This is a genomic window from Roseateles puraquae (assembly GCF_002205845.1).
Taxonomy (GTDB): domain Bacteria; phylum Pseudomonadota; class Gammaproteobacteria; order Burkholderiales; family Burkholderiaceae_C; genus Pelomonas; species Pelomonas puraquae.
This window is the reverse complement of the sequence record NZ_NISI01000013.1, coordinates 126,251-148,608: the sequence shown is the minus strand read 5'-3', so window position 1 is coordinate 148,608 and position 22,358 is coordinate 126,251. Positions and strand designations below refer to the sequence as shown.

General features: G+C 68.7%; 19 protein-coding genes and 1 pseudogene. 6 read left to right on the top strand and 14 right to left on the bottom strand.

Annotated features, from left to right (window positions below; translation table 11 throughout):
• Window positions 1-37 precede the first annotated feature (37 nt).
• Together CDO81_RS23640 and CDO81_RS23635 are read right to left on the bottom strand one after the other, a co-directional pair.
• Window positions 38-322 carry a hypothetical protein gene (locus CDO81_RS23640; RefSeq protein ID WP_088485713.1) on the bottom strand — a complete coding sequence of 95 codons (285 nt, stop codon included), beginning with the start codon at window positions 320-322 and terminating at the stop codon, window positions 38-40.
• A gap of 94 nt (window positions 323-416) precedes the next feature.
• Complete coding sequence (locus tag CDO81_RS23635) at window positions 417-1,262, bottom strand: ABC transporter substrate binding protein (RefSeq protein WP_158218402.1); 846 nt, start codon at window positions 1,260-1,262, stop codon at window positions 417-419.
• A gap of 218 nt (window positions 1,263-1,480) precedes the next feature.
• Between CDO81_RS23635 and CDO81_RS23630 the strand changes: the two genes are divergently transcribed.
• Complete coding sequence (locus CDO81_RS23630) at window positions 1,481-2,653, top strand: phosphatase PAP2 family protein (RefSeq protein WP_088485711.1); 1,173 nt, start codon at window positions 1,481-1,483, stop codon at window positions 2,651-2,653.
• Here CDO81_RS23630 and CDO81_RS23625 read toward each other — a convergent pair.
• Complete coding sequence (locus CDO81_RS23625; RefSeq protein ID WP_088485710.1) at window positions 2,622-3,416, bottom strand: type III pantothenate kinase; 795 nt, start codon at window positions 3,414-3,416, stop codon at window positions 2,622-2,624. The two genes, CDO81_RS23630 and CDO81_RS23625, sit on opposite strands and share 32 nt — an antisense overlap.
• A 121-nt stretch (window positions 3,417-3,537) precedes the next feature.
• Between CDO81_RS23625 and CDO81_RS29185 the strand changes: the two genes are divergently transcribed.
• Window positions 3,538-5,085 (top strand): methyl-accepting chemotaxis protein, encoded by a 1,548-nt coding sequence (locus CDO81_RS29185; RefSeq protein ID WP_088485709.1) that lies wholly within the window; start codon window positions 3,538-3,540, stop codon window positions 5,083-5,085.
• On the opposite strand, the gene CDO81_RS23615 is transcribed toward CDO81_RS29185, so the two are convergent.
• The 5 genes and pseudogenes from CDO81_RS23615 to CDO81_RS23595 form a co-directional block, all read right to left on the bottom strand.
• Complete coding sequence (locus CDO81_RS23615) at window positions 5,075-5,662, bottom strand: hypothetical protein (RefSeq protein WP_088485708.1); 588 nt, start codon at window positions 5,660-5,662, stop codon at window positions 5,075-5,077. The two genes, CDO81_RS29185 and CDO81_RS23615, sit on opposite strands and share 11 nt — an antisense overlap.
• A gap of 481 nt (window positions 5,663-6,143) precedes the next feature.
• Window positions 6,144-6,914: a uroporphyrinogen-III C-methyltransferase gene (cobA, locus tag CDO81_RS23610; RefSeq protein ID WP_088485707.1), complete on the bottom strand. Its 771-nt coding sequence runs from the start codon at window positions 6,912-6,914 to the stop codon at window positions 6,144-6,146.
• The gene (locus tag CDO81_RS23605) at window positions 6,911-9,658 is read right to left on the bottom strand and encodes a nitrate reductase (protein ID WP_088485706.1); all 2,748 of its coding nucleotides are present in this window, start codon (window positions 9,656-9,658) and stop codon (window positions 6,911-6,913) included. The genes cobA and CDO81_RS23605 overlap by 4 nt, the downstream gene beginning before the upstream one ends.
• 68 nt (window positions 9,659-9,726) lie before the next feature.
• Entirely contained in the window at window positions 9,727-10,446 is a 720-nt protein-coding gene (locus tag CDO81_RS23600; protein WP_088485705.1) for a hypothetical protein, read from the bottom strand.
• A gap of 272 nt (window positions 10,447-10,718) precedes the next feature.
• Window positions 10,719-11,957 (bottom strand): annotated as a pseudogene (locus CDO81_RS23595) (NAD(P)/FAD-dependent oxidoreductase); the annotation flags it as partial.
• Window positions 11,958-12,171: 214 nt separating this feature from the next.
• Here CDO81_RS23595 and CDO81_RS28545 point away from each other — a divergent pair.
• The 4 genes from CDO81_RS28545 to CDO81_RS23575 all read left to right on the top strand — a co-directional run bounded on the left by CDO81_RS28545 (window position 12,172) and on the right by CDO81_RS23575 (window position 16,264).
• Window positions 12,172-13,428, top strand: a complete 1,257-nt coding sequence (locus tag CDO81_RS28545) for an ANTAR domain-containing protein (RefSeq protein ID WP_206602163.1) — start codon at window positions 12,172-12,174, stop codon at window positions 13,426-13,428.
• An 84-nt stretch (window positions 13,429-13,512) separates the two neighbouring features.
• The gene (locus CDO81_RS23585) at window positions 13,513-14,403 is read left to right on the top strand and encodes a dioxygenase family protein (RefSeq protein ID WP_088485703.1); all 891 of its coding nucleotides are present in this window, start codon (window positions 13,513-13,515) and stop codon (window positions 14,401-14,403) included.
• On the top strand, window positions 14,400-15,116 hold the full coding sequence (locus CDO81_RS23580) for a response regulator (protein WP_088485702.1): 717 nt from the start codon (window positions 14,400-14,402) through the stop codon (window positions 15,114-15,116). The genes CDO81_RS23585 and CDO81_RS23580 overlap by 4 nt, the downstream gene beginning before the upstream one ends.
• Window positions 15,110-16,264 carry an ATP-binding protein gene (locus tag CDO81_RS23575; protein WP_088485701.1) on the top strand — a complete coding sequence of 385 codons (1,155 nt, stop codon included), beginning with the start codon at window positions 15,110-15,112 and terminating at the stop codon, window positions 16,262-16,264. The genes CDO81_RS23580 and CDO81_RS23575 overlap by 7 nt, the downstream gene beginning before the upstream one ends.
• Window positions 16,265-16,337: 73 nt before the next feature.
• Here the strand turns inward: CDO81_RS23575 and CDO81_RS23570 are convergent, their stop codons facing one another.
• The 6 genes from CDO81_RS23570 to CDO81_RS23545 form a co-directional block, all read right to left on the bottom strand.
• Entirely contained in the window at window positions 16,338-17,135 is a 798-nt protein-coding gene (locus tag CDO81_RS23570) for an ABC transporter ATP-binding protein (RefSeq protein WP_088485700.1), read from the bottom strand.
• Between the two features lie 4 nt (window positions 17,136-17,139).
• Window positions 17,140-18,069, bottom strand: coding sequence for a nitrate ABC transporter permease (ntrB, locus tag CDO81_RS23565; protein ID WP_088485699.1), 930 nt, complete (start codon window positions 18,067-18,069; stop codon window positions 17,140-17,142).
• Window positions 18,070-18,074: 5 nt separating this feature from the next.
• Window positions 18,075-19,331: a CmpA/NrtA family ABC transporter substrate-binding protein gene (locus tag CDO81_RS23560; RefSeq protein WP_088485698.1), complete on the bottom strand. Its 1,257-nt coding sequence runs from the start codon at window positions 19,329-19,331 to the stop codon at window positions 18,075-18,077.
• 366 nt (window positions 19,332-19,697) lie between these two features.
• A complete protein-coding gene (locus CDO81_RS23555) occupies window positions 19,698-20,315 on the bottom strand; it encodes an ANTAR domain-containing response regulator (protein WP_088485697.1) in 618 nt (205 codons plus the stop codon).
• A 104-nt stretch (window positions 20,316-20,419) separates the two neighbouring features.
• Window positions 20,420-21,700 (bottom strand): TRAP transporter large permease, encoded by a 1,281-nt coding sequence (locus CDO81_RS23550; protein WP_088485696.1) that lies wholly within the window; start codon window positions 21,698-21,700, stop codon window positions 20,420-20,422.
• Window positions 21,697-22,245 (bottom strand): TRAP transporter small permease, encoded by a 549-nt coding sequence (locus tag CDO81_RS23545; protein WP_088485695.1) that lies wholly within the window; start codon window positions 22,243-22,245, stop codon window positions 21,697-21,699. The genes CDO81_RS23550 and CDO81_RS23545 overlap by 4 nt, the downstream gene beginning before the upstream one ends.
• Window positions 22,246-22,358: the final 113 nt, after the last annotated feature.

The window sequence follows — 22,358 nt, the reverse complement described above, 5'->3', positions numbered from 1 at the left end:
CCGAGTTCGAGGCCAACTACCATCGACAACGCGCTGGTCAGGCCGCGACCGTCTGACTTAAACCAACGGGCCTCCGCGATACCCGGGGCGATTCAACCAGCAGTCGATGCCATTCCTGGCGGCGTGCATCCATGTCCCACCCCGGGCTGCCCCAGGGGAACTTCGTGGTGTCGGCCAAACTGTCCTCGATGAACCGTAGGTACTGCTCAATCTCCCTCACCATTCCTTGTGCTTGAAGTCGTTGGGTTTGGGTGATGTGCTGCTTTGCTTCGCGGTAGCCGAAGAACATCTCCAAGGCGGCAGAGGCCACCAGCAGGGTCAAGGCGACTAGGCTTAGAGGACCAAGGTATCGCCGTGCGAGTGAACCCCGTCTGTAGGAACGTAAGAAGGTGGTGAGCATCCAGGACCGCTCTAGCTCAGAAGATGACGTTGGCCCGTTGAAGCAGCCTTGCGTTGATAGGTTGCGTATGCCACCGGGCATCGGACCTGGCAATGAGAAGGAAGCGGCGGGGGCGCTCGATGGGGATTCGCCCTGGCGATTCGCCATCAACGATGCGTTTCACGAGTTCTGCCAGGGTCGGGTAAACGAAGCTGGCATCAGCCGCATAGGCAAGCTCACCGCCCCGCTCGACTTCACCAAGTGTCGAATACATCGCCGGTACACCCAGCCTGCGTAGGTTCGACTTGATGCGCGACTCTCCAACGTAAGCGAGGTCGGTCGGCATGACGTACCACGCTTGGTGACGGGCGGCCCGTGCGGAGCCCATCAGCGGACCGATGTCGTCAGCGGTTTCTCCGATATGCAGTTGCACTTGGAGTCCGAGCGCGCTGGCCTCGGCAAGCACGCGGCTCTCGCCGTCATAGTGCTGCTGCCAGGATCGGTCTGTCAGGATGCCTACCCGTCGTATCTCGGGAAATGCTTGTTGCAGCAGTTGCAGGCGCTTGCCGTCCAGCCGGTCGGCGAGGGAAACGCCAGTTGCCATAGCACCTGGGACGCGGTTGGACAGTACAAAGCCCGCGCGCACCGGGTCCAGGAAACTCGCGAATACCACCGGTGTTCTGGGGGCAACTTCTACTGCCATTGCTGCCGAGTTGCCTGAGGGCGCTACCAGCACGGTTGCACTCTGCTGCGCCTCGCTTCGAATGAGTTGGCGTTTGCGCGCGTGATCCAGCTTGGGGCATTGCAGGTAATGAAGGTCCGCCTTGTCCAGTAAGGATGCCTGCTGCGACATCACCGCGTCGCGGAACTGCCTCCAGGGCAAGAACTCTTTCGATGGGCCATCCCCAATGAAGATGACGCGTGGGCGTGATCCGAGGGCGCACCCCGAAATCGCCGCTGCCCCCGGTATGGAGAGCAGTCGCCTGCGGGTCCATCCAAAAGCACTAGCTGAATTGCCCATGGTGCGGAATGTTGCCAGTTGTTAGCCTGCTAGCGGCATTGCTGAATGCCCGAGCCATCTAACTGCAAGGAGCAATCACCATGGAAGAGAGCAGAGAGTCTTATGCGTGGATCAAGACGGTCATGGACGACAAGCCAGGGCCGATCAGCTCACCTTGTAGCGAGCCGCGTTGCAGTTCAGTGGCCGGCCAGCTCAATTTCATGTCTGGGGATCGACCGCCGTTTCAGGCGGCGACGCTGCAGGCGACGTTGACGAGGGAGGCGACCGTCGTGGAGTGCTGTGACGCTGGATTCAAGCGAATCATTGCTTCCAGCGCGGTCTACGGCGCTTGGAGTGTGGACTCTATTTACTCCGGTTATGGAGGTGTGTCGTTTGAAGTCATCCAGTTCGTGGGTACTCGCCAGGAGGCCATCGAGTGGCTGCACACGTCGGCCGGCAAGGCATGGCGCAGCGATGCCGTTCATTGCGCTCTGCTGCGCTACGAGCAGCCTGGGGCATCTGAGGCGCCTGTTGGCGTGCAAATGAAGAAGTTCACTTTGCCGGGAGGTTTCGGCGGGTTCCGGGAGGATCAGTGGAGATCAGACTATCTTGAGATTGCTCGTAAGGGCACCAGGGATCCGGGCCTCTGGCTGAGTCAGGACAACCTGCGCGCGCTTTGGGAAGGACTGCAGTCGCAGATTACAGACGAGCTCGGCAAGGCTGCCGGGGAGCGGAGCTTGTTTCCAACGGTGCCGCTCACCGAGGCTGAGAAGAGTCGCATCCGTCAGGAGTCCAGCGATATCGCGGCACTCCGGACGGTGATCGCTGGCACGCCTACGGATGACCTGATGGGCAAGCCGAACTCTATGGAGTTGCTAGAACGGGTACGGCGGGAGGTCAGGCCCTATGTGTTCCAGTTGAAGCTCATGCTGGGGCGTAGCCGCCCTTGGCAGGACCGCAATCCACCTGAGCTTGCGATTCAGCCGGGGGAGCCACTTTTTCCGGCGCATGCCTCGCTGCCAGCTGGTCATGCCGTGTTGGCCTATACGCTTGCGGAACTGCTTGAGCAGGAGCGTCCCGTTGCGCTGGTTGACTATCGGGGTCGTGCCAAGGCGGTTGCCGAGAATCGGGTTAAAGCCGGCCTGCATTGGCCGAGTGACCTGCCCATATCAGCCTACATGGCCCGTCACCTTGCCGATGCTCTGGCCGCGGATCCGCGCATGCAGAGGCTTCTCGCAAAGGTCAATACTGAATGGGCTGTACCGGCGGGGTGAGGTTTTGGGTCTGTTGGATCGCCAACAGCCCATCAAAGATCAATCCCTCCACCAGCTCATGCGGTGAATCCAGCGCCGGCGCGACCTTCCACCCTGCGCCGCCCGTCATCAAGAGCAGGGGCTCGCGCCCCTCGCGCTTGGTGAGCAGGCGGTGCATGCGCTCGATGGCGCCGGTGATGGCGAAGGTGCCGCCGGTGGTCAGGGCGTCGCTGGTGTTGGTGGGGAAGTCGCGCACTTCGCCGGTCGGCACGCGCAGGCCGGCGGTGCCGCCTTCCAGGGCGCGCAGCATGATGCCGTGGCCGGGCAGGATGAGGCCGCCGAGAAACAGGCCGTCGCTGGCCAGGGCGTCCACGGTCACGGCGGTGCCGACCATGACGGTGAGCACCGGGCCGGTGAAGCCGCGCATCACGGCATGGGCGTGCGCGCCGATGACCGCCACCCAGCGGTCGGCGCCCAGGCGTGACGGGTGGTCATAGCCGTTGCGAACACCGGCGCATTCGGCGCCCGGGACCACCCAGCGGGGCGTCAGGTCCCACTGCTCCATCTGTTCTTCCACCCGACGGCGTACTGAGTCCCCGGCCACGTTGCTGCCCAGGATGCGGCTCGGCGCGGGCAGGCCTTGCCAGTCTTCGTCGGCCAGGCGGTCGATGTTCTCCAGGAACACCGCGCCGTGCTGCAGCGGTGCGCTGCCCGGCTGCGCGTCCTGCGCATAGACGGCCCACTTGAGGCGGGTGTTGCCGATGTCGATGGCCAGAAAGCTCATGGTGGGCGCCGTGGCGGGTCGAAGGTGTGAACGATGGCGCGAGCCTACCAGCGCATTTGTATCGGGTTGTTCCGGGTTTCTGTTTCAATCGATCGGCCCCATTTCTTGCGAGGAGCCCCCGATGCTGCGCCGTCTTTCGATCCGCACCCGTCTGCGCCTGGCCTTTGGCGTCATCCTGCTGATGACGGCCCTGCTCGTGGGCATCGGCGGCTTTGGGCTGCATGTGTCCGACAAGGCGCTGCGTGGCATCACCCAGAAGCTGATCCCGGCGTCCAACATCTCGATGGCGGCGCGCACGCATCTGTTGCAGAGCAAGACCGCCACGTCCACGCTGGTGGCGGCCATCTTCAACAAGGAGGGGCTCGCACGGGCCCGCAAGGACTGGGACGCCGCGCAGGCGGGCCTGGACAAGGCCATGGACGACTTCGGCGCCATGGCCACCGAGCCCCAGAGCAAGGACAACCTCGCCAAGTTCCGCGGTCTCGTCAACGACTACCGCAAGGCCGTGAAGCCGGTCGCCGACAAGCTGGTGGCCGACAGCTTCCCTGATTCCCAGAGCGCACAGGAGGAGATGAAGGCCGCTGACACCAGCTACGACCCGGCGCTGGCCATGCTGGCCGGCATCGAGGCCGATCTGAAGAAGCGGGGCGACGATCTCTTCGCGCAGGTTACCGGCCTGGTCTCGGGCCTGTTCGCCGGCCTCATCGTGACCTTCGGGGTGTGCGTGGTGGTGGGCGGCCTGCTGGCGTTCAAGATCTCGCGCTCCATCATCGAGCCGCTGCTGCGCGCCAAGGGCTTTGCCGAGAACATGGCCAGCGGTGACCTGTCGCGCACGCTGGAGGTGCAGGGCAGCGACGAGTCGGCCGAGATGATGCAGGCGTTGTCGACCATGCAACGCTCGCTGGCCGGCATCGTCGGGCAGGTCCGAGAGTCGGCGGAGAGCATCCAGGTCGCGTCGGCCGAGGTGGCCACTGGCAACATGGACCTGTCCCAGCGCACCGAGCAGACGGCCTCCAGCCTTCAGCACGCCGCCAGCTCCATGACCGAGCTCACCGGCACGGTCACCCAGAGCGCCGATGCCGCCATGACGGCCAAGCAACTGGCCGGTGCCGCCGCCGAGACCGCCGGCCGTGGCGGCGAGGTGGTGTCTCGCGTGGTCAGCACCATGGGTGAGATCAACAACGCCAGCCGCAAGATCGCCGACATCATCGGCACCATCGACGGCATCGCCTTCCAGACCAACATCCTGGCGCTGAACGCAGCCGTCGAAGCGGCGCGCGCCGGCGAACAGGGGCGCGGATTCGCCGTGGTGGCTGGCGAGGTGCGCTCGCTGGCCCAGCGCTCGGCCGAGGCGGCACGCGAGATCAAGGCGCTGATCGGCGCGAGCGTGGAGCGGGTCGAGGCCGGCACGCATCTCGTCAATGACGCCGGCGCCACCATGACCGACATCGTCGGCTCCGTGCAGCGCGTGACCGACATCATTGGTGAGATCAGCGCCGCCGCCATGGAGCAGAGCCAGGGCATTGCCCAGGTCAACGGCACCGTGTCGGAGCTGGATCAGATGACGCAGCAGAACGCGGCGCTGGTGGAGGAGTCTGCCGCGGCCGCGCAGTCGCTCAAGGAGCAGGCGGTGCGGCTGGCGGGCATCGTCAGCAGCTTCAGGCTTTGAGGCGGCCGCGCCCGCGCAGTCGCAGGCCCATGGCCGCCAGGCCCAGGGCGAGCAGGGCGGGCGTCGGGGCGTCGGGGACGCTGGAAATGAGGCTCACGTCCACGGCCACGCCGCCGGCGTTGTCCGGCAGGTAGTAGTCGCGGATCATGAAGTTCAGCGTGGTGGCCTGGGTCAGCACGAAGGTGTCCTGAAAGGACTGGACATCGGGCTGCGCAGCGATCGAGGCCTGGGTGCCCTGCACGCCGCCGCGGTCAGCGTAGTACACCACCTGGTTCGTCGCCGCGTCGGACACCACCACGCTCCACACCCAGCCGCTGCTGTAGTTCCAGCCGATGAAGTTCGGGTCGGCGCCCGACATGCCGGTGGCGTTGCGGATCACGTAGGTGCCCGGCTCCAGCGTCAGCTGCAACAGCGGCCCGCCTGGCGGGTTGGTGATCGGGGTGATGAGCTGGCCGACTTCCGGCGCCGGGTCGGTGGGGAAGGCGAAGCCGAATTCCCTGGCATCGATGTTGATCACGGTGGCCTGGGCCGTGGCCGTCAGCAGGGCCAGGGGCAGGGCGAGGAACAGTGCTTTCATGGGACCTCCGGGTCGGCGATGGCGGCAGTGTGCGCAAGCCTGCGCCGGCATGCCATCCACGGAGGTAGGACGTGTCGATGTCCGGTTTGGCGGGCCTGTCACGCACAAGGGACAGGCCACGGCCGGCTCGGGGTCAGTTGAGGCTCATCGCGCAGTTCCTCCAAGCGGGGCAGCTCGCCATGCCGGAACGCCGGCAGGCCGGAAACGAGAGGTGGGCGATGCAGGGAACAGGAACGCCAGATCACGCCGCAGGATCGCGGCCCGGGGGCTTGCCGGTGTGGTGATCTGGGCCTGGGCAGCGCCGGGTGCGGCGGCTGCGGCAGGCGAAGGGAACTTCATGTGGGCCTCCATGTGACAGGGGCCGGCAGTGTGTGGCGATCCGCGCGGGCAAACCATCCTCGAGTGAAGGATGAGCGCATGTCCGGTTTTGCGACCTGTCCCCTGAGGGGGACGGCCGCGCGGAACCGGTCATTCCAAGGTGTCAGCCAGCCATAACCTGCGCTTCAGGCGGTGCGGCCAACGCGCCGAGCCGGGCCGCATCGGCCTGGGCCGCCACCTCGCCCACCACGATGAGGGCCGGGCTGGTCAAGCGCTGCTCGGCAATGCAGTCGGGCAGGCGGGCCAGCGTCGTCACCGCATGCCGCTGTCGCTCGGTATGCGCGGCGCTGACCACCGCCGCCGGCAGGTCGGCCCGCAGCCCGGCGGCCAGCAGCCGGGCGGTGATGTCTGCGGCGCGAGCCACGCCCATGTAGATCACAAGGGTCAGGCCGGTGCGGGCGAGGGCCGCCCAGTCGGGTTCGCTGCGACCCTCGCCGGGGTGCCCGGTGACGAGGATGACGCCCGGCGTCGCGCGCCGGTCGGTGACCGGGATGCCGACCGCAGCCGGGCCGGCGATGCCGCTGGTCAGGCCGGACACGACCTCCACGTCGAGTCCGGCGTCGCGCAGGGCATCCACCTCCTCACCGCCGCGGCCGAAGACGAAAGGGTCGCCGCCCTTGAGGCGTACCACCCGATGGCCTGCACGGGCCTCGCGGATCATCAGCGCGTGGATGAAGTGCTGGTCCGTCGAGACGCAGCCGCCGCGCTTGCCCACGCGCAGCAGGCGCCCCTTCACCAGCGCGAGGACGCGCGGATCGATGAGGTCGTCGGCCAGCACGACATCGGCCGCCTCGATGCGTCGCAGGGCGCGCACGGTCAACAACTCCGGGTCGCCGGGGCCGGCGCCGACCAGGCTGACAGGGTGCAGGTTCATGCGGGGACCTCTTCGGGCGTGGTGGCGACCAGCCGGCGCAGCGTGGGCAGGCAGGAGCCGCACTGCGTGCCGCAGCGCTTCTCGGCCTGCAGCTGGGCCAGTCGTTCGCTGGGGCTGCCGCTGCAGTGCGACAAGGTCAGGCGGATGGCGTCCTCACGGACATCGAAGCAGTTGCACACCTGCGGGCTGGCCGTCGGCATGTGGGTGGGCGGCGCGCTGGGCGACAGCAGCCAGCGTCCCGCCGATGCGGCAGGCTGGCGACTGCGCCACAGGTCCAGCAACCAAGCGCCCTCGTCGTGCGGGCCAACCCGGAGCAGGGCTTGCAACGGGGCCGCCTGCCCACCCTCGGCAGCCCGCCGCAGCAGGCGCAGCCGGCCGCGCTGGGCGTCGGTGTAGCGCAGCACCTCAGGCTGGTCCAGGCCGAGGGCAGCGACGAGGGCAGCCACCCGCTCAGGCGCCGGTGCCTGGGCCGAAGCCGCCTCGAAGCACCAGCCCACCAGGCCGTCAGGGCCCGGCTCTGGCAGGCAGTGGGCATAGGCGAAATGAGGCATCAACGCACGCAGATGGCTGCGCAGGGACGCACCCTGATCGGCCGCCACCCAGGCACAGGCGGTGAGCCGCCAGGGCAGGTCGGCCGGCTCGATGGCCACGGCACTGAACTTCAGTTCGGGCTGCTTGGAGTCCGGGCAGAAAGCGCCCTGGGTCACGGCGTTGACCCCGCGCTGGGCGCCGATGAACTCCTCGCCCCAGTGCATCGGGATGTCGGCGCAGGCGGTGGCGACGTTCTGATCGAGCTGCAGCGGCAGCACGAGTTCACCGCGGGCCGAGCGCACCTGCACGAGGGCGCCTTCGGCGAGTTCACGGCGTGCCGCGTCATCGGGGTGCAGGCGCACCTGCGGGCGGCCCTGGTGGGCGAAGAGCCGGGGCACGCTGCCGCTGCGGCTCATGCCGTGCCACTGGTCGCGCAGCCGCGAGGTGGTCAGTGAGAAGGGGTGCTGGGCGGTCGTGTCTTCGGCAGGCGGTTGGTAGGGGCGGGCGATGAATCGCGCCCGGCCGGTGTCGGTGGCGAAGCGACCCGAGGTGTAGAGCCGAGAGGTGGCGCCGTCGACATAGGGCCACTGTTGCGGACCGTCGCGGTCGAGCGTGGCCCAGCTCAGGCCGGTGATGTCGAGGTCGCGGCCCCGCGTGGCTTCGCGATGCTCGAGCCAGAGCGCCTCGGCCGTCTGCGCCGCCAGGCGCGGCGCGCGGCCCAGCCCGGCGTCGATGCGCAGGGCAATGTCCCGCACGATGCGCCAGTCGGCCCGCGACTGACCCGCCGGTGGCACGGCGGCGCGCACCCGGCTGATGCGCCGTTCACTGTTGGTGACGGTGCCTTCCTTCTCGCCCCAGGTGGCGGCGGGCAGCAGGTAGTCGGCATAGCGTGCGGTGGCGGTGTGGGCGAACGCTTCCTGGAGGATGACCAGCTCGCAGCGTTCGAGGGCCGCGCGCACCAGGGCCTGGTCCGGCATGGACTGGGCGGGGTTGGTGCAGGCGATCCACAGCGCCTTGATCTCGCCGCGTGCGGCTGCCTCGAACATCTCGACCGCGGTGTGGCCGCGGTGGCCGGGCAGGTCGGCGGCGTCGACACCCCAGAGCCGCGCGATCTCCGCCCAGTCGCCCGCCCGTGCCGGGTCCCGGTGGCCGGGCAGCAGCGTGGCCATGCCGCCGCTCTCGCGACCGCCCATCGCGTTGGGCTGGCCGGTCAGGGAGAAGGGCCCGGCCCCCGCGCGCCCGATCTGCCCCGTGGCCAGATGCAGGTTGATCAGCGCCGTGTTCTTGGCGGTGCCGCTGCTGCTCTGGTTCAGGCCCTGGCAGTACAGGCTCAGCGAGGCGGGCGACGTGGCGAACCATTCGGCGGCGCGCCAGATGTCGGATTCCGGCACGCCGCAGACTTGTGCGGCTCGCGCAGGAATCCAGTCATGCACCAGGGTCTTGAGTGCGTCGAAGCCCTCGGTGTGGGCCTCGATGAAGCTGGGCGCCGTCCAGCTGCGCCGGATCATGGCGTGCAGCAGGCCGTGGCACAGGGCCACGTCGGTGCCAGGGCGGATCTGCAGGTGCAGGTCCGCCAGCTCGGCGGTCTCGGTGCGGCGCGGGTCGATGACGATCAGCTTGTGCCCCGGCCGCTGGGCGCGTGCCGCCTCCAGCCGGCGGAACAGGATGGGATGGGCCCAGGCGGGGTTGGCACCGCTGACGAGCACGCAGTCGGCCTGCTCGATGTCTTCGTAGCTGCAGGGCGGCGCATCGGCGCCCAGTGATTGCTTGTAGCCCACCACCGCCGAACTCATGCACAGCCGCGAGTTGGAGTCGATGTGCGGCGTGCCGATCACTGCGCGCGCCAGCTTGTTGAAGGCGTGGTAGTCCTCGGTCAGCAGCTGGCCGGAGATGTAGAGGCCGATCGCCTCCGGGCCATGGGTGGCGCGGATGGCGAGCAGCCGGTCGGCGATCTCGCGGTTGGCGTCATCCCACGTCAGTGCTTGCGGCGCGGCGCCGCGAGTGGCGCGCTTGAACGGCTCGCGCAGGCGCTGGTGCTGCAGCACCACCGGCGATGCCGTGAGGTGCAGGTTGGTGCCTTTGGTGCACAGCCGTCCGAAGTTGGCCGGGTGCTCGGGGTCGCCGCGCACGCCGGTGATCTGCTGGCCGTCATGTTCGATGACCACACCGCAGCCGACGCCGCAATACGGGCAGGTGGACCGGGTCTCGCTCATGATCTTGTCCAGGGGGCGGCTGCAGGAGGCCGGGGCAGCGCGTCAAGGCGGGTCAAGTCCATGCGGGGTCAGGTGATGCGTGAACAGTGCTCGGTGACGGTTTCCATCACGGCGAGCAGGCGCTCACTGGCGTTGAAGACAGGGGCCGGCTGGCCGGCCCCGGCGGCGTCGCGCAGGGGCGTCCAGGCCGCGTCGGCGGTGGCGAGGAAGGGGCGCAGGGCCGAGCCGCCCGCCTCGCGCAGGGTTTGCTGGCCGGCTTCAAATTCGTAGATGGCGCTCTGGCGCTCGCGCCGGGTGGCTGCGGCGTCTGCGTTGGCCAGGCCCAGCAGGGCGATGCGCTGGGACAGCAGGCGCTGGCGCGCGGCCAACCGGGCTTGCCAGGGCAGGCCGGCGCGGCTGCCGCTGGCCAGCTGGGCCAAGGTCAGCATCTCGTTGGCTGTGGCCAGCAGGGCGCGGTGGCTGTCGGCATCAGGCCGGCCGGCGAGCAGGGTCTGGTAGTCCTCGTAGCGGCGGGCGAGGGCCCGCAGGCCGCCGGCCTGCTCGGGGTTTTCCACCGCGCGGCCGAGTTGCACCAACTGCTGCTGGAAGGCGAGTTGGCTGTCCTGCAGCACCTGGCGCGCCGTCGGGGCCAGCCGGTTGTCGGCGGTGCACAGCCAGGCCTTGCCCATGCGCTGGCTCAGCGCACCAAGACTGGGCGTGGCGCACGGGGCCGGCGCCTGGCAGTGGCCGGCGAGGGGCAGGGCGGCAAGGGTGGCGGACAACAGCAGATGGCGACGCGAGGACTGCATTCGGGCGCTCCAGGAGGACGGTTCAGAGGTTGAACGGGCCGAGCCCGCGCAGATCACCCTCCACGCCGGCTCGAAATCGGCTCCCGACCCCCTCTCGGCGCCGTGGCAGGACGCCCGTGATGCCCGCTGCACCTGGCGTCCGGCCCCGTCATCGGGCAGCTTGCGCTGCCAAGGATCGAGTCCGACTCGACGCTTGGTATGCACGGTTCGTTCCAGGTCTCGTCCCCGGCGTCCGTCGCCGTGAAAAAACGTGCGGCTCATGGCTGCGCCAGGCCGGCGGCGGCCTCGCCGAACATCAGTTGGTCGCGGATGCCCGCGATCGTGCGGCCCTCGCGCAGCAGCTGGAAATACCAGCTGCCGTCCGCCGTGTCGCCGTACAGGCAGGCGCCCACCAGCCGGTCGCCCCGGATGACGAGTTTCTTGTAGACGCCCGTGTGCGGGTCGCTGAGCGTGATCTCTTCGGTGCCCGGGCCGCCACTGAAGTCGCCCGCGCTGAAGAGGTCGATCCCGGTCACCTTCAGCTTGGTGCTGACCGACGAGCCCAGGTAGCGGCCGATGCCCATCTGCGCCAGGTGGGTGGCGCAGACCTTGCCCTGCTCGAACAGCGGCGCCACCAGCCCGTAGGCGATGCCGCGGTGGGCGGCACACTCGCCGACGGCATAGATGCGTGGGTCGGTGACCGACTGCAGCGTGTCCGTCACGACGATGCCGCGCTGGCACAGCAAGCCCGCCGCGTCGGCCAGGGCCGTGTTGGGCCGCACGCCCGCTGCCACGACGACGAGGTCGGCCGGCAGCTCGACCCGGCGGCCTGCGCTGTCCATCAGCTGGACCGCGCGCACCCGGCCGGCCGACGGGCCGGCGTCGTGGGCGAGCAAGGCCTGGGTCTGGGCGCCCAGCATGAACTGCAGGCCCCGCTCGGCGAGCGACCGGCGCAGCAGCGCGCCCGCTTCGCGGTCCAGCTGGCGCTCCAGCAGGGTGTCGGACAGATGCACCACGGTCACCTGCATGCCGCGCTGCATCAGGCCGTTGGCCGCCTCCAGGCCGAGCAGGCCGCCACCGATCACCACCGCCTGCCGGTAGCGCGTGGCGGCATCGATCATGGCCTGGGTGTCGGCGATGTCGCGGTAGGCGAGCACGCCGGCCAGCTCCTTGCCGGGTACCGGCGGGACGAAGGGCGTTGAGCCGGTGGCGATCAGCAGGCGGTCGTACGGCGCTGTGGTGCCGTCAGCCGCCACCACCTCGCGGCGCACGCGGTCGATGTGGGTCACGGGGCAGCCCAGGTGCAGCGTGATGCCGTGCGCGTCGTACCACGACAGCGGATTCAGGATGATCTCGTCCAGCGTCTGCTCGCCCGCCAGCACGGGCGACAGCAGGATGCGGTTGTAGTTCGGATGCGGCTCGGCGCCGAAGACGGTGATGTCGTACAGCCCGGGGGCGAGGCGCAGCAGCTCTTCCAGCGTGCGCACGCCGGCCATGCCGTTGCCCACCATCACGAGCTTCAACTTCTTCATGCATCACTCCTGGTCCGGTGCTTGCATCGCAAGCGATGTGCCAGCGATGAGGCTGGCCTCCAGACCGGTTGCGACGCAAAAAAGCGTCTGCAACGCCCCACGCCGAAGCGTTTTCAGGCCCGGTGCGGGTGCGTTCGCCCCAAAAAGGCGCGCTGCGTGACGTCCGAAGTCATGCGGCGCCGGGCCAGGCGGTGTTGACCGGATACTTGGGCGCATGCCTGACTCCGCCTCGACTCGCGCTGCTCCCGACCCCTGGCTGTTGCTGTGCTGCCCGACGCTGCCGCCGCAGGCGCAGGCGCTGTCTGCCGCGGGCTGGACATTGAGGCCGGCAGAGGCGCTGACCGGCGCTGCCGCGGCGGCGGCGTCAGCGTTGCTGTACTGCCCGACCGTGCAGGATCTGGCGGCCTGGTGTGAGGCCTCCACGCCCTTCGCCAGCCCGGTGCTGCTGCTGTCGCCGGCGCCCACGGCCAGCCAACGTGCGGCCCTGACCGCGCGCGGCGTGATGCAGTGGCTGCCCGCCGACGTGCCGGCGGCTTTGCTGGCCGAGGCCTTGCCCTGGTTGAGCGGCGTGGCCAGCCGCCTGGCCACGCGCGAGCAGGCCGTGCAGGCGCAACTGGAGGAGCGCAAATGGACCGAGCGGGCCAAGGGCCTGTTGATGCAGGCGCGCGGCATCGACGAGGCCGCGGCCTTCGCGTTGCTGCGCAGCACGGCCATGCAGACCCAGTCCAAGCTGCCCGAGGTGGCCCGGGGCGTGGTGCATACCGCCGAGCTCGCCGAGGCGCTGGAGCGCGCCGGCGCCCAACGCATGCTGGCCCAACGCCTGGTCAAGCTGCAGGCCTTGCGCCTGTGGCCGCGCCTGACGCCGCCTGAGCGTCGCGAGGCCCAGGCGCTGCTGGATGCCTCGGTTGACCGCGTGCGGGGCAACCTCGCCCGCCTCGGGGAACTGCTGCGCCAGGACCTCGCCGCCGAGCTGGCGGCGGTGTCGGCCGCCTGGGCCCAACTGGAAAGCGGGCTCGCCAGCCGCAGTCCCGACCTGGCGCGCAGCGACGCGGCCGCGCAGGCCTTGCTGGACAGCAGTGAGGCCTTGGTGGCGCGGCTGTCCGAGCGCGCCGGCACCCGGCCGGTCGGCCTGCTGGCCCAGGTCACGCGGCTGCGGCTGCTGAGCCAGCGGCTGGCCAAGGAGGGCCTGCTGGCCCAGGTCGTGCCGGGCCATGACACCGCCGGCCTCGCCGCGGGCCTGGATGAGTTCATCAAGGCCTACGACGCGGTGCGCAGCACGCCGCTGGCGAGCCCGGCGCTGCAGCCGGCCTTTGCGGCCGTGGACGAGGCCTGGCTGGTGCTGCTGCGCGGCCTGCGGGCCGAGCCGGGCGAGGCGGTCCAGCGCATGCACCAGGGCAGCGAGCGGCTGCTGCAGGCGCTGGACGACCTGATCCGGGCGCTGCAGGGGTCGCTGCAGCTCATCCTGGGCTGATTTTTTCGGCGTTGACACAAACCGCCGATGCCCTTGATACATCGCGGCGATGCAATGGCGCTCACACCCCTCTAGGAGCGCACCATGCAACCCCATGATCACGACCTCGGCCTCGCCCACGACCTCGAACGCCTGATGCGCCAAGCCGGCAATCGGCGCGGTGCCTTGCGCTGGCTGCTCGGCGGTGCTGGTGGCCTCGCTGGCCTCACGCTGGCGGGCTGCGGTGGCGGCGGCGATGCCAGCACCGGCAGCAGCTCGTCGTCGAGCTCCAGCGGTTCGAGCAGTTCCGGCAGTTCGGGCAGCAGCAGTGGCGGCAGCACCAGCAGCAGCTGTGTCGTCATCCCTGAGGAAACGGCCGGCCCGTATCCAGGCGACGGGTCCAACACGGCCAACGGTAGCATTGCGAATGCCTTGGCGCTGAGCGGCATCGTGCGCAGCGACATCCGGTCGAGCATCGCGGGTGCCAGCGGCGTCGCCACTGGGGTGCCCCTGCAGGTTGTCATCGAACTCGTGAACACCAATTCGTCCTGTGCCGACCTCAGCGGTTATGCCATCTACCTGTGGCACTGCGATGCGCTGGGCCGGTACTCCATGTACTCCAGCGGCGTGACCGGCGAGAACTACCTGCGTGGTGTGCAGCCCACCGGGAGCGACGGTACGGCCACCTTCACCACCATCTACCCGGGCTGCTATTCGGGTCGCATGCCGCACATGCACTTCGAGGTCTACCGCAGCACCACCACGGCCAGCAGCTGGAGCAACAAGCTCAAGACCTCGCAGATCGCCTTCCCGACGGATGTCAGCAGCGCGGTCTATGCCACCAGTGGCTACAGCGGCAGCGCCGCCAACGCCGCTGCGATCAGCTTTGCGACCGACAACATCTTCAGTGATGGCTACACCTCGCAGCTGGCGACGCTGACCGGCTCGGCCAGCGCAGGCTACGTGGCCACGATCCGGGTCGGCATCTCGGTATGAGCCTGCGCGCCCTGGTTGTCGACGATGACGCGGAGATCCGCACCAGCCTGGCGGCCTACCTCGCCGGGTTTGGCTGGCAGGTGAGCGCCGCCGCCGATGGCCAGGCCATGCGTCAGATGCTGCCGCTGGCGAAGTTCGACGCCATCGTGCTGGACCTGATGTTGCCGGGTGAGGACGGGCTCAGCCTGCTGCGCTGGCTGCAGGGTCTGCCGGATGCGCCGCCGGTGCTGATGCTCACCGCGCGCGGCGACACCATGAGCCGCGTGATCGGCCTGGAGCTGGGCGCGGACGACTACCTCGCCAAGCCCTTCGAGCCGCGCGAGCTGGTGGCACGCCTGCAGGCGCTCGTGCGCCGCGCCAACAAGGGCCTGGCGGGCAGCGTGGACGACGACACCCGGCTGCTGCGCTTCGGCCGCTGGCGCTTTGACCGCATGACCCGCCAGCTCATCAACGCCGACGAGGTGGGCATTGCGCTGTCCGCGGCCGAGTTCCGGCTGCTGGCCGCCTTTGTTCAGCGCCCGGGCCGCGTGCTGACGCGCGACCAGCTCATCGACCTGACCCGGGCGCCGGGCGTGGAAGTGAACGACCGCAGCATCGACCTCGCCGTGTCCCGCCTGCGCGCCAAGCTCGGCGACACCGCGCGAGAGCCCAGCCTCATCCGCACGGTGCGCGGCGAAGGCTATCTGTTCGATGCCGAGGTGGCCCCGTGCTGAACCGCCTGCGCCGCTGGGACAGCCTGGGTTTGCGGCTGTTCCTGCTGATGTGGGCGGCGCTGGTGGTGAGCCACTTCGCCGCCTGGAGCGTCTTGTCCAGCAGCCTGCGTAGCGGGCTGATGACCTGGCAGGCCGAGCATGGTCCGCGCGGGGCGCCGCCTGACGGGTTCGATCGCCCGCCGCGCCCGCAGGGACTGGACAGTGGTCCGCCTCCGCGGCCCATGCCGCCGGGCGGCATGCCGGATCGACCGCCCCAGCGGGTGCCGACGTTTCCGTCGCTGCCGCCGAACCTGCCCTGGGGCGCCAGCGTCGTGGACTACGGGGTGCGCCTGCTCTTCATCGCGCTGGCGGCCTGGTGGGGCTCGCGCTGGCTGGCGCAGCCGGTGCGACGCCTCGTCAGTGCCGCGCAGCAGCTCACGCCCGCCCTGTCGCAGGGGCGGCCCGCGCCGGTGCTGGACGAAGCCGATGGCACCCGTGAAGTGCGGGACGCCGCCGCCGTGTTCAACCGCATGGCGGCCGAGCTCAGCGGCCAATTCGAGGAACGCGGCCTGATGATGGCCGCCATCTCGCATGACCTGCGCACCCCGCTCACGCGCATGCGCCTGCGGCTGGAGACCGGCGAGGTGGAGGCCAAGGTGCGCGAGCGCTGCATCGACGACCTGCGCGAGATGAACGGCCTGGTGGAAAGCGTCATCGAGGTCTTCCGCCCGGCCGAAGCCGTGCGGCTGCAGCGGGTCGACCTGTCAGCCCTGGCGCAGTCGGCCGTGGACGACCTCGCCGAGACCGGTGCCGCGGTGAGCTTCGAAGGGCCGCCTGCCGTGGTCCATGCCGACCCGGTCGCGCTGCGGCGTGTGCTGGACAACCTCGTGGGCAACGCGCTGCGCTACGCCGGCAATGCACGCGTGCGGGTGGACCTCGCGGCGGGCGTGACGCGGCTCATCGTCGACGACGATGGCCCCGGCATTCCGGACGCCGAACTGGAGCGGGTGCGACAACCCTTCCGGCGCCTCGAAAGCTCCCGCAACCGCGACACCGGCGGCACGGGCCTGGGGCTCTACATCGCTCAGCAGCTGGTGCGGCGGCAGGGGGCGGTGTTGGTGCTGGGGAATCGGCCGGAGGGGGGGCTGAGAGCCGAGGTGGTGTTCTGAGGGGGCGCTTGCTGGGGGCGCTGGTCGAAAGTCGCTCAGCAAAGGCCCACGGCATCCATCGCCCGCGGCACGATCAAGCCGCCTGCTCCACATGCGCATGCCGCGTGTACAAGAAGTCGATGACTTCCTTGCGCGCCGCCACATAGCGCGCATCCTCGGCGAGCTCCACGCGCACTCGCGGCCGCGGGATGCCGACCTCCAGGATTTCGCCGATCGTGGCCGCCGGGCCGTTGGTCATCATGACGATGCGGTCCGACAGCAGCACGGCTTCGTCCACATCGTGCGTGACCATGATGACCGTGCTCTGCGTGCGCGCCACGATTTTCAGCAACTCGTCCTGCAGCTTGGCGCGGGTGAGGGCATCGAGCGCGCCGAAGGGCTCGTCCATCAGCAGCACCTTGGGCTCCATGGCCAGGGCGCGGGCGATGCCCACGCGCTGCTTCATGCCGCCGGAGATCTCATGCGGGCGCTTGTGCAGCGCATGGCTCATGCCCACCAGCTCCAGCGCCGCCCGGGCGCGCACCTTGAGCTTGGCGCTGGCTTCCTTGCCGCCGAACACCGACTCCACCGCCAGCAGCACGTTGTCCAGGCAGGACAGCCACGGCAGCAGCGAATGGTTCTGGAACACGACCGCGCGCTCAGGGCCGGGGGCGGCGATTTCGCGGCCGTCGCAGATCAGCGCGCCCGAGGTGGGCTGCAGCAGGCCGGCGATCAGGTTGAGCAGCGTGGACTTGCCGCAGCCGGAGTGGCCGATCAGCGTGATGAACTCGCCGCGCTGAACGTCCAGGCTGACGTTCTGCAGCGCATGGAAGCGACCCTTGCGGGTGGTGAACACCATCTCGGCGTCCTGGACCTGGATGAAGGGTTTCATGGGCTCAATCTCCGTCGAAGGTGAACTGCTTGGCCAGCGACATCAGCATCCATTCGAGCAGCAGGCCGACGGTGCCGATGACGAAGATGGCGATCAGGATGTGGGCCACGTTCAGGTTGTTCCACTCGTCCCAGACCCAGAAGCCGATGCCCACGCCGCCGGTCAGCATCTCGGCCGCGACGATGACGAGCCAGGCGGTGCCCACGCTCAGCCGCACGCCCGTCAGCACATAGGGCAGCACCGCCGGCAACAGGATGCGGGTGATGACCTTCCATTCGCTCAGCTTGAGCACGCGGGCCACGTTCAGGTAGTCCTGCGGCACGCGCTGCACGCCCACGGCGGTGTTCACCACCATCGGCCAGATCGAGCAGATGAAGATGGTCCAGATGGCGGCCGGGTTGGCGCTCTTGAAGGCCAGCAGGCCGATCGGCAGCCAGGCCAGCGGCGACACCGGCTTGAGCAACGCGATCAGCGGCGACACCATGCGGTTGGCGAACTGGAATCGCCCGATGATGAAGCCCAGCGGAATGCCCACCAGCGCCGCCAGGCCGAAGCCCATGCCGACGCGGCCGAGCGAGTTCAGGATGTTCCAGCCGATGCCTTGGTCGTTCGGCCCGTTGCGGTAGAACGGGTCGGAGAAGAGCTTGACGGCGGCGTCGAAGGTGGCCGCCGGGGTTGGAAACGAGCCGCCCTTCTGCGTCGCCAGCCCCCACAGGCCGATCAGCAGTGCGATGCTGATGACCGGCGGCAGCACGCGCAGGGCCAGGCCCTTCCAGTCGATCGGGTCGCGTTGCGGCTGGGGCTTGGCTGCGGTTCTTGGGGCGGCGGCGTCGACAGGGGTCATGGCGGGGCGGCTGGGTGCGGCCGGCGTGGCTGCAGGAGCCTCGACCGCCGTGGCGGCCTCGCGAGGCGAATGGAAGACGGCAGACACCATGGCGATTACCCCTTGACCTTGAAGCTGTCGGCGTACTTCGCCGGGTCCTTGCCGTCCCAGACGACGCCGTCGAGCAACTTGGAGCTGCGCATCGGGTCCTTGGGAACGCTGATCTTGAGCGCGCCGGCGGCTTCGGCGTAGAGCTTGGTCTGGTTGATGGCCTTGGCGGTGCCGAGGTAGTCGGGGTGGTCCTTGAGCAGGCCCCAGCGCTTGTGCTGGGTCAGGAACCACATGCCGTCGGAGAGGTAGGGGAAGTTCACCGCGCCGTCGTCGAAGAACTTCATGTGGCGCGGGTCGTCCCAGGTCTTGCCCAGGCCGTTCTGGTAGCGGCCGAGGATGCGCTGGTTGATGGCATCGACGCCGGTGTTGACGTAGGCCTTGTCGGCGATCGTCTCGGCCATCTTGTTCTTGTTGATGAGGCCGGCGTCGATCCAGCGGCTGGCCTCCAGCACGGCCATGATCACGGCGCGCGCGGTGTTGGGGTACTTCTTGACGAAGTCGCCGGTGGTGCCGAGCACCTTCTCGGGGTGCTCGGGCCAGATGTCCTGCGTGGTGGTGGCGGTGATGCCGATGCCGTCGATGATGGCGCGGTGGCCCCAGGGCTCGCCGACGCAGAAGCCGTCCATGTTGCCCACGCGCATGTTGGCCACCATCTGCGGCGGCGGCACGGTGATGACCTTGGCGTCCTTCATCGGGTTCACGCCGTGCGCGGCCAGCCAGTAGTACAGCCACATCGCGTGGGTGCCGGTCGGGAAGGTCTGCGCGAAGCTGTAGTCACGCTTGTCCTTGGCCATGACCTTGGCGAGCGAGGCGCCGTCCACCGCCCCGGCATCCGCCAGCTTCTTGGACAGGGTGATGGCCTGGCCGTTGCGGTTCAGGGTCATCAGCACGGCCATGTCCTTCTTGGGGCCGGCCACACCGAGGTGCACACCGTAGATCAGGCCGTAGAGCACGTGGGCCATGTCCAGCTCGCCGTTGACGAGCTTGTCGCGCACGCCGGCCCAGGAGGCTTCCTTGGTGGGGATGATCTTGACGCCGTACTTCTTGTCGAAGCCCAGGACCGAGGCCATGACGACGCTGGCGCAGTCGGTCAGCGGAATGAAGCCGATGCGCACCTCTTCCTTCTCGGGCTTGTCCGAGCCCTGGGCCCAGGCGCCGCCGGCCAGGCCGAGAGCGGGCAGGCCAGCCGCGGCGGCCAGCAGGCTGCGGCGGGTCAGGTCGGTCGGGGAAGTCGGGGCGGTCGAGTTGTCGCGGGCGGTCATCACGGGCTCCTGGGGTCGTGCAGGGCGCAACGGCGTCGCAGCCACGCTCCGCCCGCGCCGCACTTCAGCAGCGAAGACGCAATAGGAGAGGATGGACGCCGTTGTCCCGAAGTGCCAGCCGGGTGAAGTGCCGACTGGCCCGAGAGTCCTGCGCCATTGCAGGTCTCACGAGAGCTTGAGCAGGTTGCGTGCCAGCTTGGCAGGGGCCGAGTTGCGGGTGGCTTGCACGCCGATGGCGCATGGCGGGCCGGGGCGCCGCCCCGGATGGGTTCGGCGCGCCGTGTCGGTGCGTCAGGTCGGGGCTGGGCGAGGTCGCCGCCTGCCCGAGTTGGTGCGCCTTGGTGCGCGCCCGCCCCAGATCGAGGCTCAGCGCGGTCGCAGCAACTGGTCGGCCTCGATGAGCCGGGTGGCCACGGCGGCGAGGGTCTGGCCGCTGTCCATGGCGATCTGGCGCAGGCGCTGGAAGGCCGCTTCCTCGTCCAGCCCTTGCTCGCGCATCAGGATGCCGCGGGCGCGCTCCACCAGCTTGCGCTCGGCCAGTTGGGTCTGGGTCTGGCGCAGATCGCGCTGCAGGCTCTGGTCGTGCTCGAAGCGGGCCAGCGCCAGTTGCAGCAGGGCGCCGAGCCGCTGGGGTTGAAGGCCGGCCAGTTGCAGGGTGCTCACCCCGGCAGCCAGGGCGGCGCGCATCTGCTCGGGGCTCATCTGTTCAGCCACCAGCAGCACCGGCCGGGGCTGCCGCTGCAGGGCGTCAGCCAGTTGATTCAGCAATGCGGGGCTGGGCTGGTCGCAGTCGATCAGCAGCAGCTCGGGCGTCAGCCGCTCCAGCGCGGCGGGCAGGGCGTCGGGTTCGGCCACCAGGTCGATGACATCCACCAACTGGCAGCGCAGGCGAATCAGCTCCAGGCGGATGACGGGGCTGCGGCGCTGGCCAGCGTCGGCCAGCAGCACGCGCAGACCGGGCAGGGGAAAGAGGGGCGTGGTCATGGTCAGCCCGGGCTACGCAAGGGCCGTGCCGGGTCGCTGGAAGGCGCGCCCAAGAAAGGCGAAAGGGGCCGAAGCCCCTTGTCGCCAGATGCCTGCCGCGGCGCTTACTTCATCAGCAAGTGCGGCAGCCACAGGGTCAGCCCGGGCCAGTAGGTCACCACCAGCAGGAAGCCCAGCATCGTCAGCAGCCAGGGCATGACGGCCATGGTCAGTTCGCTGATGCCCATCTTGGTGATGCCCGAAGCCACGTACAGGTTCAGGCCCACCGGCGGGTGGCACATGCCGACTTCCATGTTCACGACGATCAGGATGCCGAAGTGGATGGGGTCGATGCCCAGCTTCATGGCCACCGGGAACAGGATGGGCGCCAGGATCAGGATGATCGAGCTGGGCTCCATCACATTGCCGGCCAGCAGCAGCAGGATGTTGACCACCAGCAGGAAGGCGATCGGCCCGAAGCCTTGGGCGATCATCCAGTCCGCCATGGCCTGCGGGATGTTCTCGCTCGTCATCAGGAAGCTGAACAGCACCGCGTTCGTGATGATGTAGAGCAGCATCGCGCTCATGCTGGCCGAGTCCAGCAGCACCTTGGGCAGGCGCTTGAGCGGCAGGTCCTTGTAGACGAACACCGCGATGATGAAGGCGTACACCGCTGCCATCGCGGCGGCTTCGGTCGGCGTGAACATGCCGCTGTAGATGCCGCCCATGACGACGACGATGAGCAGCAGGCCCCAGATGCTCTCCTTGAAGGCAACCAGGCGCTCCTTGACCGTGGCCTTGGGCAGGCGCGGGTAGTTGTTCTTGCGGGCGATGTTCCAGGTGGTCAGGCCCAGCAGGAAGGCCAGCACCAGGCCCGGCACGATGCCGGCGATGAACATCGCGCCCACCGACACGTTGGTGGAGACCGAATACATCACCATCGCGATCGACGGCGGGATCAGGATGCCCAGCGACCCGGAGGTCGTGAGGATGCCGGCGCCGAACTTGTTCGGGAAGCCCTGCTTCACCATCGCCGGCAGGATGACCGAACCGATGGCCACCACCGTGGCGGGCGACGAGCCCGACACCGCCGCGAACAGCGCGCAGGCCATCACGCCGGCCAGGCCCAGGCCACCGTGCCAGTGGCCCACCATGCTGGAGGCGAAGCGGATCATCCGCCGCGCCACCCCGCCATGCGTCAGGAAGTTGCCGGCCAGGATGAAGAACGGGATCGCCATGATCTCGAACTTCTCGATGCCGGTGAACAGCTTCAGTGCGACCGATTCGATCGGCACCTGCGTCATCGTGAACAGGAAGGTCAGGACGGTCAGGCCCAGCGAGATGCTGATCGGCATGCCCGTGAGCATGAGCAGGATCAGCAGGACGAAGATGATGGATGCGTTCATGCCTTGGCCTCCTCGAGCCCGTCGACGTGGCCGTGGTCGTGGTGGGGCAGCTCACCGGTCTTCAGGAAGCTCCAGGCGACCTGCAGGAAGCGGTAGCACATCAGGCTGGAGCCCAGTGGCACGCAGCTGTAGACCCACCACATCGGGATCTCCAGGTCAGCCGAGGTCTGGTCGGTCTCCGACATGTGCCACACGAAGTTGGCACCCAGCGCGGCCACGGTGCCCGTGAACACGGCGCCCGCCAGCAGGCCGAACACGACGAGTGCACGGTAGGCCGGGCCATTGAGCTTGCGCAGCACCACGTCCACGCCCACGTGGATGCCGGTGCGCACGCCATAGGCCGCCCCGAACTTGGCCATCCACACGAACATGAAGATGCACAGCTCCTGCGCCCAGGACAGGTTCATCCGAACCGTGTAGTCCTGGATATAGGGCACACCCGACAGGAAGCGATGCACGACGGCGACGAAGATCACCAGCGTGGCAGCGCCGATGAGGAAGGCGATGAGCCACTCCTCGAGATGATTCAGCACTCGATTGATCATGAAAGTTCCCTCCCGGGAGCGAGATGAATTGCCAGGCGCGCGAAGCGCCGCCGCCTCTCGCGCGACTCCCGCTGATCCGGCTTTGCCGGTCGGACGGGAGTGCCCCCTTCGAG